The 14,936-nt window shown below is 70.2% G+C and carries 8 protein-coding genes and 3 tRNA genes; all 11 read right to left on the reverse strand.

Translation table 11 applies throughout. The features are described from left to right. Positions 1-9: 9 nt before the first annotated feature. Positions 10-4,692 (reverse strand): type I polyketide synthase, encoded by a 4,683-nt coding sequence (locus tag DACI_RS23960; protein WP_012206554.1) that lies wholly within the window; start codon positions 4,690-4,692, stop codon positions 10-12. Next, complete coding sequence (locus tag DACI_RS23965; RefSeq protein ID WP_012206555.1) at positions 4,692-10,061, reverse strand: non-ribosomal peptide synthetase; 5,370 nt, start codon at positions 10,059-10,061, stop codon at positions 4,692-4,694. The genes DACI_RS23960 and DACI_RS23965 overlap by 1 nt, the downstream gene beginning before the upstream one ends. A gap of 20 nt (positions 10,062-10,081) precedes the next feature. Beyond that, on the reverse strand, positions 10,082-11,071 hold the full coding sequence (locus tag DACI_RS23970; protein WP_012206556.1) for a TauD/TfdA family dioxygenase: 990 nt from the start codon (positions 11,069-11,071) through the stop codon (positions 10,082-10,084). Then, positions 11,068-11,757, reverse strand: coding sequence for a 4'-phosphopantetheinyl transferase family protein (locus DACI_RS23975; RefSeq protein WP_012206557.1), 690 nt, complete (start codon positions 11,755-11,757; stop codon positions 11,068-11,070). The genes DACI_RS23970 and DACI_RS23975 overlap by 4 nt, the downstream gene beginning before the upstream one ends. Further along, entirely contained in the window at positions 11,735-12,478 is a 744-nt protein-coding gene (locus tag DACI_RS23980) for a thioesterase II family protein (RefSeq protein WP_012206558.1), read from the reverse strand. The genes DACI_RS23975 and DACI_RS23980 overlap by 23 nt, the downstream gene beginning before the upstream one ends. 5 nt (positions 12,479-12,483) lie before the next feature. After that, positions 12,484-12,768 (reverse strand): MbtH family protein, encoded by a 285-nt coding sequence (locus DACI_RS23985; protein WP_034395838.1) that lies wholly within the window; start codon positions 12,766-12,768, stop codon positions 12,484-12,486. Between the two features lie 151 nt (positions 12,769-12,919). Further along, positions 12,920-13,444, reverse strand: coding sequence for a sigma-70 family RNA polymerase sigma factor (locus DACI_RS23990; protein ID WP_012206560.1), 525 nt, complete (start codon positions 13,442-13,444; stop codon positions 12,920-12,922). A gap of 710 nt (positions 13,445-14,154) precedes the next feature. After that, a tRNA-Asp gene (locus DACI_RS23995) sits at positions 14,155-14,231 on the reverse strand. Between the two features lie 44 nt (positions 14,232-14,275). Beyond that, positions 14,276-14,351, reverse strand: a tRNA-Glu gene (locus DACI_RS24000). A 38-nt stretch (positions 14,352-14,389) separates the two neighbouring features. After that, positions 14,390-14,465 (reverse strand) — tRNA-Ala (locus tag DACI_RS24005). Positions 14,466-14,591: 126 nt separating this feature from the next. Further along, complete coding sequence (locus DACI_RS24010) at positions 14,592-14,927, reverse strand: P-II family nitrogen regulator (protein ID WP_012206561.1); 336 nt, start codon at positions 14,925-14,927, stop codon at positions 14,592-14,594. Between the last annotated feature and the right edge of the window lie 9 nt (positions 14,928-14,936).

A 14,936-nucleotide genomic window follows, 5' to 3' on the forward strand; every position in this document is an offset into this window, starting at 1 on the left:
GTGGTCTTCTCACGCAGATGCGAAGGCGGCAAGGGCATCGCCTTCATCGGTAACGGTGGCCTCGATCTCCTCGATCAGCCGGGTCTCCACCAGCACGGCCAGCTCGCCGACGGTGGGGGCCTTGAAGAAGGCGGCAGGGTGCAGCTCGACACCAAAGCGCTTTTTCACGCGGCCCAGGATCTGCAGGGCCAGCAGCGAGTCGCCGCCCAGCTCGAACAGGTTGTCGTGCACGCCCACCGGGGCAATGCCCAGCATGTCGGTCCACAGCGCGGCCAGGGCCTGCTGCAGTTCGCCTTCGGCCGCAACGTAGGCGGTCTGCAGCGCCGGGCGCGGATGGCCGCCACGGGCCTGCGATCCGTTGGCAGGTTCGGCGAAGGCTTCGGCGGCAGGTTCTGCCAGCGCATCCACCAGCCCGGCATCGATCTCGCCCAGGCGCTGCTGCAGGTCGGTGGTGGAGATGACCACCTGGTGCGGCACATCGCCGTTGACGATGCGCTCGAACACCGCTGCCGCTTCTGCGCCGCTCCAGCCTATGCCCTCGGGAATGCGCATGCCGGCGGCCATGCCCAGGTCACGCCAGGCGTCCCAGTCCACGGAGATGACGGGCCAGGCGCGCTGGCGGCTGGCCAGTGCCGCCAATGCATCCATGCAGGCATTGGCGGCGGCGTAGTCGCTCTTGCCCAGGCCTGCGGTGAGGCTGGAGATGGACGAGCACAGCAGCACGAAGTCCGGCGCCTGCATGTCCAGCGTGCCCAGCAGGTCCAGCAGCAGCCGGGTGCCGCGCAGCTTGGGGGCGAACGTGCGCTCCACGCTGTCCCGCGTGCGGGTGGACAGCATGCCGCTGTCGGCATGGCCTGCGGCATGGACCACGCCATGCAGCGCGCCAAAGCGCTGGTGCGCCTGCGCCAGCGCCGCCTGCATCTGCGCGGCGTCGGCCACATCGGCCGCCAGGGCCAGCACCTGGGCGCCCTCGGCCTCCAGGGCCAGCAGCTGCAGCAGTTGCTGGCGCAGGGTGCTCGGCTGCCCGTCATCCGCGGCCAGCGCCTCCCATTGGCTGCGTGCTGGCAGCGCCGTGCGGCCCACCAGCACCAGGCGGGCCTGCCAGTGCGCGGCCAGATGCCGGGCCAGCGCCAGGCCCACGCCGCCCAGGCCGCCCGTGATCAGGTACACGCCCTGCCTGCGCAGGCGCGGCGCCGCGGCGTCCTGCCACTGCAGGGGCTCGTAGGTCTTGCGCCAGCGGTGGGCACCGCGCAGGGCGATGGCCGTGTCGGCCGCGCGCAGCCCATGCGGCGCGCGGGCTTCGTCCAGCAGCTGGCGCGCCAGCCGGGCCTGCATTGCGTGCGAATCCGCCTGCACCACATCGACGAAACGGCAGTCGATGGACGGGCATTCCTGCCCGATCGCCTTGCACAGCGGAAAGACGGCGGCCATCTCGGGGTTCAGCGCTTCCGCTCCGGTCACATCTTCCGAACCGCCTGCGGCCACCAGCAGCAGCCGCCTTTCGCGCGGGCCTCCAGCATCGTGCGCACGGGTCTCCAGCGCCTGCGCCAGCGCCAGCACGCTGTGAAAGCCGCGCTCCAGCGGCGCAGGGGCAGCCGCGTCCATGGCCCACAGGTGGTAGATGGCGTCCACGGGGCCGAACTGCGCCTGCACCGCATCGAGCAAGTCCTCGCAATCGCGGCGCTCGCCGGGGCGCACGGCATGCCGGCCCGGGGCCAGGCAGGCGGGGGCGGCGCCCGCTTCCACGCAGACCACATCGGTGCCCTGCGCCCGCAATGCGTGCACCAGGGTCTCGGCCGTGGCACTGCCGTCGCCAAATACCAGGGCCACCTGTGCTGCGGCTGCGGCTGCGGCTGCGGCGGTGCCTGCCGCCCACTGCAAGGGACTGCGCTGCCAGGCGGCTGCGTAGAACGGACCGGCGGTCGCCGAGGGACCTGCCGTGCCTGCCGCTTTCGGTGCATCGCCACCCTGCCCCGCCGCCTGCACCCAGAAGGAGCGGCGCTGGAAGGCATAGGCCGGCAGCGGCACGCGCCGCCCTGGCCGCCCGCCCCGGCAGGCAGTCCAGTCGATATCCACGCCCGCGCACCACAGTCCAGCTACGGCCTGCGCCAGCAGCTGCGCGCTGCGTGCGGTCTGCTGGGGATGGGCCTGGCTGGGCCAGATGCCGGCCGCCGTGGCAGCGCGCGCATGCTGGCGAGCCAGGGCGGTAAGGGCTTGGCCGGGGCCCACCTCCAGCAGCACACGGCCCGGCTCTCGCACAAGCTCGTCCAGCCCGTCCGCAAAGCGCACGGTATGGCGCAGGTGGCGGGCCCAGTAGGCGGGGCTTATGGCCTGCTCGGCCGTGATGGGCTTGCCGGTCACGCTGGAGATGAAGGCCAGGCGCGGCGCATGCCGGGGCACGCTGGCCACCACCTGCTCCAGCTGCGCCAGCAGGGGCTCGGTCATGGACGAGTGCGAGGCCACGGCAATGTGCAGCCGGCGGGCGGTGATGTCGCGCGCGCGCAGCGCCTCTTCAGCCGCCTCGATGGCGGCCAGCGGGCCGGACAGCACGCACAGGCGTTCGCCATTGACGGCACCCAGGTCACAGCCCCAATCCAGCAGGGATTGCAGCTCGGCCTCGGCCAGGGGCACCGAGGTCATGGCGCCCTGCGGCAGCGACTGCAGCAGGCGGCCGCGCGCCGCGACGATGCTCAGGGCATGCGGCAGCTCGAACACGCCAGCCAGGCAGGCCGCCACATACTCGCCCAGGCTGTGGCCCAGCATGGACACGGGCTGCACGCCGCGTGCCATCCACATCCGGGCCAGCGCATAGCCGATCACGAACAGGGCCGGCTGGGCCTTGTCCATGGCGGACAGCGCCGCGTCGGCCTCCACCTCTTCACCCGGGGCGGGGAACAGCCACTGGCGCAGGTCCCAGCCTGTTTCGGCCTGCAGCAGCCCGCAGCAGCGGTCCACCTCCTGACGGAACACACCGCCGTCGCGGTACAGGTCCAGGCCCATGTTGGCGTGCTGCACGCCCCCGCCCGGGAAAAGAAAGACCACGCCGGGCGGCTGCGCCGGCACCTCGGTGGCCTGGCCTGCCGGCGCCGCCACCGCAGAAGCAGCAGCGAGGTGCAGGCCCTCCACCGCCATGCCCATGCCGTCGGCCACCACGGCACGGCGATGGCCGAAGGCGCGGCGGCCCTGCTGCAGGGTGTGGGCCACATCGTCCAGCGACAGGCCGCTGCCGGCCTGCTGCAGATGGGCAGCCAGGTGGCGCGCCGCTTCGTCCAGCGCACGGGGGCTGCGAGCGGACAGCGGCAGCACCTGCCAGCCCCGGGCTGTATCCGCCGGTGCGCCGGAAGGGGCGGCAGAGGTGGCAGGGGAGGCAGCAGCCTCCTGCAGCACCACATGGACATTGGTGCCGCCAATGCCGAAGGCGCTCACGCCCGCGCGGCGCGGCGTGCCCGCCCGGGGCCAGGGCCTGGCCGCGGTGTTGACATGGAAGGGACTGCGCTCGAAGTCGATCTGCGGATGCGGCCGCTCGAAATGCAGGCTCGGCGGCAAGGTGGCATGCCGCAGCGAAAGCACCGCCTTGATCAGGCCCGTGACACCGGCGGCCGCATCGAGATGGCCGATATTGGTCTTCACCGAGCCGATGGCGCAGTAGCCCCTGCGCTGCGTGCTGGCGCGAAAGGCCTGGGTCAGCGCCGCGATCTCGATGGGGTCGCCCAGCGCCGTGCCCGTGCCATGGGCTTCCACATAGCCGATGGTGTCGGCCGGCACGCCCGCCAGGGCCTGCGCCGCGCGCACCACGGCGGCCTGGCCGTTGACGCCGGGCGCCGTGAAGCCCACCTTGTCTGCGCCATCGTTGTTGGCGGCGCTGGCCAGGATGACGGCGTGGATGGTGTCGCCGTCGCGCAGCGCATCGTCCAGGCGCTTGAGCACCACAATGCCCGCGCCGCTGCCCTGCAGCGTGCCTGCGGCCTGGGCATCGAAGGCGCGGCAATGCCCGTCCGGCGAGAAGATGGCGCCGGCCTGGTAGCGGTAGCCGCCGTTTTGCAGCAGGTTGAGCGAGACGCCACCGGCCAGCGCCATGGCGCATTCATGGCCCAGCAGTGCCTGGCAGGCGGTGTGCACGGCCATCAGCGAGGTCGAGCAGGCCGTCTGCACGGTGACGGCCGGGCCGCGCAGGTCCAGCTTGTAGGCCACGCGCGTGGCCAGGGCATCGGCCATGTTGCCGCTCATCAGGCCCAGCAGGTCGGCGACCTGGGCGCCAGGGCCCGGCGCATGGCGGGGCAGCAGATGGCGCATCAGGTAGACGCTGGCGCCCGTGCCCGCGTACACGCCGATGGCGCCGGGATGGCGCCGGCCCTCGTAGCCCGCATGCTCCAGCGCCTGCCACGCGCACTCCAGGAAAAGGCGGTGCTGCGGGTCCAGCTGCTCGGCATCGCGCGGGGTGTAGCCGAAGAAGTCGGCATCGAAGAGGTCCATGCCGGCCAGCGGCACGCCGGCCTTCACGTAGCCGGCATCGTCCAGCAGGGCCTGGGGCACGCCCAGGGCGCGCAGCTCATCGTCGCTGTAGCGCTTCACGGACTCGACGCCGTCACGGATGTTGGCCCAGAAGCGGTCGATGTCGTCGGCGCCCGGAAAGCGCCCGGCCATGCCGATGACGGCGATCTCCAGGCCGGTGGTTTCGGAGGAAGAAGACATCAGAGGGTCCTTTCGATGTGGCGCTTGCGCTGCAGCAGCGCCTCGCGGCGGCGCTGGGCCGCGTCCATGCCGTCCCGGGCGGCGGCCGCCTGCGCGGCGCCGTCGCCCCCGCCCTCGCCATCTGCGCCCTGCTCGATGCGCCGCGCCAGGGCCGACACCGTGGGGTGCTTGAAGAGATCGACCAGGGACAGCTCCCGGCCCAGCCGCGACTCCAGCAGGCCATGCACGCGGATGAGCTGCAGCGAATGCCCGCCCAGGTCGAAGAAGTTGTCGCTGGCGCCTATGCGCTCCACGCCCAGCACCTGGGCCCAGAGGGCGGCAATGGTCGCGGCCACGCCGCCCTCGGGCGGCTCGTAGGCCTGGCGCTCCAGGGCCGGCAGGGCGGGCGCATCGGGCAGCGCCTTGCGGTCCACCTTGCCGTTGGCGTTCAGCGGCAAGGCATCCAGAACGGTGATGGACGAGGGCAGCATGTAGTCGGGCAGGGCTGCGGCCAGCGCGCTGCGCAGCGCGGCCATGTCCAGGGTCTGCCCCTGCTGCACCGAGACAAAGGCGGCCAGCCGCGCGCCGTCGGCCGCCTGGCGGGCGACCACCACGGCCTCGCGCACGGCGGGGTGGGCCAGCAGTTGCGCCTCCACCTCGGCCAGCTCGATGCGAAAGCCGCGGATCTTCACCTGGTGGTCCACGCGGCCCAGGTAGTCGATCTGGCCGTCGCCGCGCCAGCGCACCAGGTCGCCCGTGCGGTACAGGCGCTCGCCCGTGCGGCTGGCGGGGTCGGCGACAAAGCGCTCGGCGCTCAGGCCCGGCCGCCGCCAGTAGCCGCGCGCCAGGCCCACACCGCCCAGATACAGCTCGCCGGCCACGCCGCGCGGCACCTCGTTGAGCGCGGCATCCAGCACATGGGTGCGCAGCCCGGCCACGGGGCGGCCTATGGGCACGGACAACGCGCCCTCGTCGCGGCAGTCCCACCAGGTGACCTCGATGGCCGCCTCCGTGGGGCCGTAGAGATTGAGCAGGCGGGTGCCGGGGAAGGCCTGCAGCACGGCCGCCTGCAATTCGGCGGACAGGGCCTCGCCGCTGCAGATGATGCGCTGCAGCCCCTGGCAGGTGGCGGCCGCCGGGTGCGCCATGAAGGCCTGCAGCATGGACGGCACGAAGTGGATGGTGCTGACCTGATGGCGCGCTATCAGCTCGGCCAGGCGCCGGGGATCGCGGTGGTCGCCGGGGGCGGCCAGCGCCAGGCGTGCGCCGGTGGTCAGCGGCCAGAAGAATTCCCAGAAGGAGATGTCGAAGCCGAAGGGCGTTTTCTGCAGCACCGTGTCGCCCGGGCCCAGCGGCTGGTGCACCTGCCCCCAGGCCAGGCGATTGCACAGCGAACGGTGGCGGTTGGCCGCGCCCTTGGGCCGCCCGGTCGAACCCGAGGTGTAGATCACATAGACCAGGCTGTCGCCATGCAGGGCAACGGCCGGGTTGTGGGCCGGCATGTCCTGCAGCCGGGACGCCAGGCCCGGCACATCGACCAGTTGGGCACTGCAGTTGGCCGGCAGGCGGTCACGCACCTGCGGCTGCACCAGCACCAGGGACACGCCGCTGTCCTCCAGCATGTAGGCGATGCGGTCGGCCGGGTGCTCGGGGTCGATGGGCACATAGGCTGCGCCGGCCTTCATGATGGCCAGCAGCCCCACGACCATCTCGATGGAACGCTCCATGGCAATGCCCACCGGCACGCCGGGCCGCACGCCCGATGCGATCAGGTGATGCGCCAGCTGGTTGGCGCGCACATTGAGCTCGGCGTAGCCCAGCGTGGCCTCGCCCAGGCACAGGGCCGGGGCACCGGGGCTGCGCGCCACCTGCTGCTCGAAGCGGCGGTGCACGATGTCGCCGCCGTGCAGGACCTGGTCATTGCAGCTCCAGGCCGCCAGTTGCTGGCGTTCGTCGGGACCCAGCAGCGGCACCTCGTCCACGGCACATTGGGGCTGGTGCGCCAGTGCGCCCAGCATGGCCGCATAGTGGGCGGCCAGGCGCTGCATGCTGCCCGGCTCGAACAGCTCGCGGGCATAGACCAGGCTGATGCCCAGGCTGCCATCGGAGCGCTCGCGCACTTCCACGGTCAGCTCGAACTGCGCATCTGCGGCCGCCAGCGGCTGGCCGGCCACCGTCCAGCCCGGCACCTGCTGCAGCGCGTGCCAGTCCTCCACCAGATGATTGAACAGCACCTGGAACAAGGGGCTGTGCGCCAGGCTGCGCTGCGGCTGCAGCGCCTCCACCAGCTGCTCGAACGGCAGATCGTGGTGGGCCTGGGCGCCCTGCGCCGCCTCGCGGGCCTGCTGCAGCACGTCAGCCAGGCGCATGCGCCCGTCGATGCGGTTGCGCAGCACCAGGGTGTTGACGAAAAAGCCGACCACGCCCTGCAGGTCGGCATGCGCGCGGTTGGCCACGGGCACGCCGACGCGGATGTCCTCCTGCCCCGTGTAGCGGTACAGCAGCGCCTGCCAGCCGGCCAGCAGCAGCGTGAAGAGCGTGTCCCCCTGCTGGCGGGCCTGCGCGCGCAGCGCCTGCAAGGTCGCGCCGGACAGCTCGAAGCCGTGCCGTCCCGCCCGATAGCGTGCCAGCGCCTGGCGCGGATGGTCGGTAGGCAGGGCCAGCACAGGCTGGGCCTCGCCTGGGGGCACCTGCAACCGTTCCAGCCAGTAGGCCAGCGAGGCCTGCTGGCCTTGCTGGGCCTGCTGAGCCTGCTCCCGCTGCCAGACGGCGTAGTCCACATACTGCAGCGCCGGGCCGCTGTCCGGGGCGCCGGCATACAGCGCCGCCAGATCGTCCAGCAGGATCTGCATGGAGGCGCCGTCGGAGACGATGTGGTGCATCACCAGCGCCAGGATGTGCTCATTGGCCTGCAGCCGCACCAGGGCAGCCCGGGCCAGCGGCCCCTGCTGCAGATCAAAGGGCTGGGCGCACAGCGCCTGCAGCCATTGGGCGGCGTGCTCCTCGCGCTGCGCGGAGTCGCCCTGCGCGGAGTCGCCCTGCGCGGCCTGCGCGGCATCCAGCCACTGCAGCTCCAGCCTGCCCTGGGGGTCCAGGCGCTGCTCGACCTCCCCATCGGGCCGGGCGTTGAATACCGTGCGCAGCGAACCGTGCCGTTCGGCCAGGCCCTGCACGGCCGCACGCAGGGCGCCTGCATCCAGCGGCCCGGTGATGCGCAGGGCGCCCTGCACGTGGTAGGCCGTGCTGCGCGTATCCATCTTCCAGAGAAACCATTGGCGCTGCTGGGCCGGCGTCAGCGGCAGGGGCATGGCGCGGCGGGCCTCGGTCAGCGGGGCAATGCGCTGCAGCGCCGTGCCCGGCTGGCGCTGTTGGCACAGCCGGTCGATGTCCTGCGCCTGGTCGCGCAGCCGCGGGTGCTCGAAGACCCGCCCGACCGGATATTCCAGGGACCATTGCCGGCAGATGCGCGCGGCCAGCCGCACGGCGGCCAGGGAGTTGCCGCCTTGCGCGAAGAAATTGGCCTCGCCGGCCGGCCCGTGCTGGGCATCGCCACCGAGCACCTCGCGCCACAGGCCGGCCAGCGTGCCTGTGGTGGGATCTGCCGCGCCCGCCTCCTGCGGTGCGTGGCTGCCGCCGTCCGCAAAGCGGCCCGACTCGAACACCGCCCAGGCATCCAGAGTGCGCGCGGACCAGCCCTGGCGGCAGGCTGCGCGCTGCAGCTTGCCGCTGGAGGTGCGGGGCAAGGCGCCGGGGTTGAGCAGCACGATCACCGTGGGTGCCTCACCGCACTGCGCGCCCACGGCGGTGCTCAGGGCATCGACCAGGGCCTGGGCCGGCACCAGTTTTTGCATGCCGAACGAGACTTCGGCAGCAATGCCTATGCCTTCCCGGCCATCGATGTCCACTGCAAACGCGGCCACGCGCCCCTTGCGCACGGCTTCGACCTCGGCCTCGACCACGCGCTCGATGTCCTGCGGGTAGAGGTTGTGCCCGCGCACGATGATCAGGTCCTTGATGCGGCCCGCCACATGGACCTGCCCGCCGTGCACGAAGCCCAGGTCGCCCGTGCGCAGCCAGCGCCGGCCTGCATGCTCGACAAAGGCCTGCTGCGTTTGCTGCGGCTTGCCCCAGTAGCCCTGGCTGATGCTGGGGCCGTGCGCCCAGATCTCGCCCACGTGGCCGGGCTCCAGCACCTGCAGGCTGTGCGGATCGACGATGGCCACGGCATGGCCGGGAACGGCGGGGCCGCAGCCCACCAGCGAGGTGGTCTGCGAGGCGCCGGGGCTTTCCTCGGCCCGGCCCTGCGCCAGGGCCTCGGTATCGAAGGACGTGATCGTGGCGCCCGCGCCGCAGCTGCCGCCGGTGATGAACAGGCTGGCCTCGGCCAGGCCGTAGCATGCATAGGCCGCGTCGGGCCGCAGCCCGCAGGCGGCAAAGCGCTGCGCGAAGGCCGTGACGGTGTCGGCACGCACGGGTTCGGCACCCGTGTAGGCCAGCCGCCAGCTCGACAGGTCCAGCTGCGCCAGTTGCGACGGCTTGATGCGCTCCAGGCACATGCGGTAGGCGAAGTCGGGGCCGCCGCTGATGGTGGCGCGGTGGCGCGAGATCAGCTCCAGCCAGCGCACGGGGCTTTCCAGAAAGAGGCGCGGCGAGGTCAGCACCAGCGGCAGGCCGCTGTACAGCGGCTGCAGCAGTCCGCCGATCAGGCCCATGTCGTGGTAGAGCGGCGCCCAGGACATGAAGCGGTCGCCCGCGCCGATGTCCATGCGCTGCTGGATGGCGGCCTCGTTGGCGATGAGGTTGCCGTGGCTGACCATCACGCCCTTGGGCGCCGAGGTGGAGCCCGAGGTGTATTGCAGGAAGGCGATGTCGTCGGCAGCCGGCGCATGGGGCCGCCAGGCGTCGGCATCGGCCAGGTCCACCTGGTCGGCGGCCACGGCGGCAATGCCGGCAAAGCGCGCATCGGCGCCGGGCAGGGCCTGCATCACTTCGGCCGTGCTGATCACGCAGGCCGCATCCGCGTCGCCCACGATGCCCAGCAGCCGCTCCAGATGCTGCACGCGCAGCGATTCCAGCGGCGGCACCGGCACGGCGATCACGCCAGCGTAGAAGCAGGCCAGCATGCTGGCGGCGTAGTGCTCGTCGTTGTCCATCATCACCAGGGCGCGCGCGCCCACGGGGCACAGCTGCTGCAGCCGGGCGGCCAGCGCGCGCACGCGGCGGTCGAACTCGTCATAGCTGTGGCTGCGCTCGACCACGCGGCCGTCCTGCACGGCGGCCACGGTGAGCCAGATGTCGTCGGGCCGCTGCTGCGCCAGGCCCCTCAGATGCTCGACCAGGCTGGCCGGCGCCTGGCCTGCTGCCGCGATTGCACTTTGTCCACTCAGCATGTCAGCTGCCTCCCGGGTTCTCAGAAACGGTCCAGATTGCTGCGCGGCTCGGCCATGGCGACGATGACCTTGCGCGGCCCCTTGAAGGGAGAGCGCGCATGGGCCACGAGCATGTTGTCCAGCATCAGCACGTCGCCCTGCTCCCAGGGGAAGCTGACGGTCTCGGCGTCCAGCGCGGCGCGCACCTCGGCGAAGATGTCGTCGCCGATGGTGGAGCCGTCGGCGAAGAAGGTGTTGCGCGGCAGGTTCTCGATGCCGTAGACCTCCTCCAGCACCTCGCGCTCCTCGGGCTCGCGCGCCGAAATGTGGAACAGGTGGGCCTGGTTGAACCAGACCATCTCGCCCGTGACGGGGTGGCTCTCCATGGCCTGGCAGAGCTGGCGCGTGCGCAGGCCGTCGTCTTCCTTCCACTCCCAGTCCATGCGCGCATGGCGGCAGAAGGCCTCGACCTCGGCGCGGCTTTCGGTGTTGAAGACCTTCTGCCAGGGCACGTCCATCTCGCCGAAGTTGCGCACGTACAGAATTCCGGGCTCGAACAGCTCGCGGATGCGCGCCGGAATGCGGCGGTAGACCGCACGGCTGTCGGCAATCGGCGTCTCGCCGCCCTCGGGCGATGCGGTGACGCAGTGGAACCAGATCTTCATGGGCCATTCGCGCGTGTAGGCCTGCTCGTTGTGCAGCGGAATGCTCTGGTGGGCCGGGTATTCGGTGGAGGTGTAGACGCCCGCGCCGCTGGAGGCCTCGACCGCGCTGCGCGGCGTGGATGCAAATTCGTACTTGAGCAGCGGGTGGCCAAAGGCCGAGGCGAAGCGCTGGAAGGTCTCCACATCGGGCACGCCAAAGCCGCGCAGCAGCACGCCGCCCGTGGTCAGCAGGGCCTCGTCGATGTCGCGGCGCAGCGGCGGCAGCGCGGCCAGCAGGTCCTGGCCCGGCTGGGCGGGCGTGACGAGCTGGGGAAGCAGCGAGCCCGCGGGGGCCTTGCGCTCGAAGCGCTGGAGGGTTTCGTTCATGTCGATTCCTTGGTGCGCCACGCAAGAGCTGCCGCGTAGCCCGGCGGCGCTGGCAGCGCCATCGCTTGAAAACCATTCCAGTCGGGGACCGCGCAGGCGATGGCCAGCCGTCCGTCCCCTCCCGGGCTGATGCCTATGGAGCGCAGGTGGTCGGCCACGCCGATGCCGATGGCCTTGAGCACGGCTTCCTTGCCCACCCAGCGCTGGTAGAAGGCCGCCAGCCGATCAGGCGCACGGCGCACGCTGGCGCGTTCCTGGTCGGTGCAGACGGCGTCGAGCATGACCTCGGCATCGAGGTCGGGCTTGTGCTGCTCGATGTCCACGCCCAGGTGCAGCACGCCACCGGGATCGGCCAGCGCGATCAGCGCATGCCCGCCCGAATGCGAGACATTGAAGAGCGGTGCCCGCAGCGGGTCCTCGTCGACAAAGGGCTTGCCGTGGACGCCGACCGCCAGCGGCACATCTGCCGGGCAGCAGCCCAGCCTGCGCCCCAGCAGCCGCCGCGTGGCAGCGCGTGTCTGTGCGAAGCGCAGCCGGTCGGCGGCCCGCACGAAGCGCGCGGCGCGACCGCGCTCCTCGGGGGTCAGGTGCGGCAGGCTGTCGCTCAGTTCGGCCGACAGGTCCAGGTCCAGCCTGAAGACCTCGATGCCCTGGCTCATGGCCTCACGCACGGACACGAGCTGCATGGATGCCTCCCTGGAGTGACTGGGACCCGGCCAGGCGCTGCGCCAGCACGGCCAGCACATCGCCTTCGCGCTGCTTGATGAAGAAATGCCCGCCCTCGAACCAGTCCAGCGTGAAGGCCCCGGCGGCCTCCTGCGACCAGGCCTGGACGCGGGGCGCCTCGATGTCATCCTGCCGCCCCGCAAAGACGTGCACCGGCAGCGGCAGGCCCGCAGCGGGCACATGGCCGAAGCTCTCGCAGACGCGGTAGTCGGAGCCCAGCACATCCAGCGTGATGCGCATGAGCTCGGGGCTGCCAAACACCTCTTCGGGCGTGCCGCCCTGCCTGCGCAGATCGGCAATCAGCGCCGCATCGTCGCCCTTGCCCGCAAAGCGCTCGGGATCGCGGCAGGCCGGTGCCGGGCTGCCCGAGGCAACCAGGGCCAGCGGCAGCTCCCTGCCCTCCTCGCGCAACTGCCGCGCCATGCCGAAGGCCAGCAGCGCGCCCATGCTGTGGCCCAGCAGCGCAAAGCGGCCGCGCATGGCCTGGCGCTGCTCGGCGCACAGCAGCGAGACCAGCTGCCCGAAGTCCTCGACCGCAGGCTCGCCCAGCCGGCTGCCCCGCCCCGGCAGCTCCACCGGCGCAATGCGGATCCAGTGGGGCAGCAGCCTGCGCCAGCGCAGGTACATGGTGGCGCTGGCGCCTGCGCACGGCAGGCACAGCAGGGTCAGCGGCGCGTGCATGCGCGTCAGCCCGCTGCGGTTTCGATAACGGTATCGGTATCGCTTTGCAGCGCGGCGCCGGCACCCGCCTGCTCCTGCTGCTGCATCCACACGCGCAGCGACTTGGGCCGCATGTCGGTCCAGGTGGCGTCCACGTAGTCGAGCACGGTTTTCTTGTCGCCCTTCACGCCCTCCACGGCGGTCCAGCCGCCGGGCACGGCCTTCCAGTGCGGCCAGATGGAATACTGTTCCTCGTGGTTGACCAGAACGATGAAGGTTTCGTCTTCGCGGTCGAAGCAGCTTGTAGACATGCAGGCGTCCTTAATGCGGTTGAACATCGGTGAGGCCAGTACGGGATCGCGGCGATCCGGTACTGCGCCTCTGTTGAACATGACGTTCCAGATCCGAAACTGTTCACGCCGCGTGCGCGCCGGTTCCGGGTCATGCGCGGGGCTGCACCGTTCAATGGTGGTCCAGCAGCGAGCGGTGGACATGGATGGCCCTGCAGGCGTCGGCAATCCTGGCGTTCACCAGGCCCAGCGCGCACTCCATGTGCTCGGCGATCTGGCGCTGGGTGAGGCCCTTGATGCGGTACAGCTCGAAGGTCTCGCGGGTCTTGGGCGGCACCTCGTCCAGGGCCTGGTCGATCAGGCGTATGGCCTGGGACTCGAACAAAAGGCGCTCGGGCGAGCGGCTGTCCGGTATCTCCAGCGTCTCCACATCCACGCCGTGGGTGCGGTAGCTGTTCTCGCGCTCCTGGCGGCGCAGGTAGTCCAGCGCCATGTTGCAGACGGCGCGCGTCCAGTAGGCGGCGGGCTTGGCGATCTCGGCATCGCTGCGCATCTCGGCAACGCGCAGATAGGTGTCCTGCACGGCGTCGTCGGCCAGTTCGGGATTCCTGAGAATTCTTCGCGCGACCCTCACCAACTGTCCACGCGAAGCAATGAAGACCTCTTCCAGCGAAGAATGTGTGTGATTCAAGGACACGATGCAGTTCCTCTCGCAAGCTAGGCAAGAACGTCAAGGGGAAATGTCGACCGCAGGTCGATGGACTGCCGGAGCGCCGCCCGTGCAAAAAGACGGGAACGGGGCTCGGCACAGGCGGAAAGCGGCGGCACGACCGCTGACCGCAGGGCATCAGTGCACGCCGATGCGCATCGGCGTGACTTGGGGAGTCGGGCCTTAGATCGGCCTCATGCCGGCTTCATGGCGGCGGCCGACCTCGCCGGGCCCATGCGTCCTGGAACAGGATCGGCAAGGGCTGTGCGGCCTTGCAGACGTGCTGAGACTTGAACCGGGACCAAGGCATGCAGTGGTGCTCCTCTAACGTTTTCCAGAAAATTAAATGAGAAGCATTAACAGCTCCGGCGACAAAACCGGGTCTGGATCGGCATCTCGTACCTGTCTGGAAGACGTCCCGCCAAGGCAAACGAAGACACGGCTATCGGCACTGGCAAATCGGCAGCCGGTGCCTATGGATTCCCGTCGTCCATGGCTTTCCCTCGCCATGGATGATGGGCCTGGATCATGACGGACTGGTGATGCCCCAAGCGCAGCGCGGGGGCACCGAAGGGCTGGGTGCGCAGGCAGGAAAAGCGAAGGGAGCGCAGCAGCCTGCTGCTGCAACCTGCAGACGAAAAAAAGCCACCTTGCGGTGGCTTCTTGTCTGTGCAGACGCTGGGTTTGCACAAGGAATCTGGCGGAGTGGACGGGACTCGAACCCGCGACCCCCGGCGTGACAGGCCGGTATTCTAACCAACTGAACTACCACTCCTGGCAGACAGCTTTTGCGCTCTTTCGAGCCAAGTGCTGCAAACTTGGCGACCCTACGGGGATTCGAACCCCGGTACTCACCGTGAAAGGGTGATGTCCTAGGCCTCTAGACGATAGGGTCAATCCTAGAACTTGCGTAAATACTCAAGTCTCAATTTTTGGTGGAGGTAAACGGGATCGAACCGATGACCTCTTGCATGCCATGCAAGCGCTCTCCCAGCTGAGCTATACCCCCTTGCTGCAACGTTGCACTGCTTCGTTGCTGCGATTCAAAAATTGTAGCACAGCGTTTTTGAGGCAATTCCGGAATGCATGACTTTTTTATGTCGCCCTGCATTCCGGTGCCCTGCTCAAGCCCGGGTCAGGCCAGGCTTTGCCCGTCGCGTATGCGGTGGATCTCGGCGATGTCCACCACCCAGACCAGGCCGTCGCCGACCTGGCCCGAATGGCAGGCCGTGGTGATGGCCGCACGGATGGGCTCGACCATGGAGGCCTCGGCCAGCACGCAGACCATGACCTTGTCGGAGAAGTCGGTCAACTCCTCCTTCACGCTGCGCTTGTCGATGGCGGCCGGGGCCGTGAAGCCCTCGGCACGGAACAGCGTCACGCCGGGGAAGTTGGGAATGGCGCGCAGCGCGTCGCGCAGGCGCTCCAGGCGGCTGGGGCGCACGATGGCCCGGATTTCCTTCATGGTCATTGCAGTGTC

The organism is Delftia acidovorans SPH-1 (assembly GCF_000018665.1).
GTDB lineage: Bacteria > Pseudomonadota > Gammaproteobacteria > Burkholderiales > Burkholderiaceae_C > Comamonas > Comamonas acidovorans.

What these genes read in the sequence shown, in the direction of transcription:
- DACI_RS23960 (WP_012206554.1), bottom strand. Translation starts at nt 4,692, where the DNA reads ATGTCTTCTTCCTCCGAAACCACCGGCCTGGAGATCGCCGTCATCGGC.
- DACI_RS23965 (WP_012206555.1), bottom strand. Translation starts at nt 10,061, where the DNA reads ATGCTGAGTGGACAAAGTGCAATCGCGGCAGCAGGCCAGGCGCCGGCC.
- DACI_RS23970 (WP_012206556.1), bottom strand. Translation starts at nt 11,071, where the DNA reads ATGAACGAAACCCTCCAGCGCTTCGAGCGCAAGGCCCCCGCGGGCTCG.
- DACI_RS23975 (WP_012206557.1), bottom strand. Translation starts at nt 11,757, where the DNA reads ATGCAGCTCGTGTCCGTGCGTGAGGCCATGAGCCAGGGCATCGAGGTC.
- DACI_RS23980 (WP_012206558.1), bottom strand. Translation starts at nt 12,478, where the DNA reads ATGCACGCGCCGCTGACCCTGCTGTGCCTGCCGTGCGCAGGCGCCAGC.
- DACI_RS23985 (WP_034395838.1), bottom strand. Translation starts at nt 12,768, where the DNA reads ATGTCTACAAGCTGCTTCGACCGCGAAGACGAAACCTTCATCGTTCTG.
- DACI_RS24010 (WP_012206561.1), bottom strand. Translation starts at nt 14,927, where the DNA reads ATGACCATGAAGGAAATCCGGGCCATCGTGCGCCCCAGCCGCCTGGAG.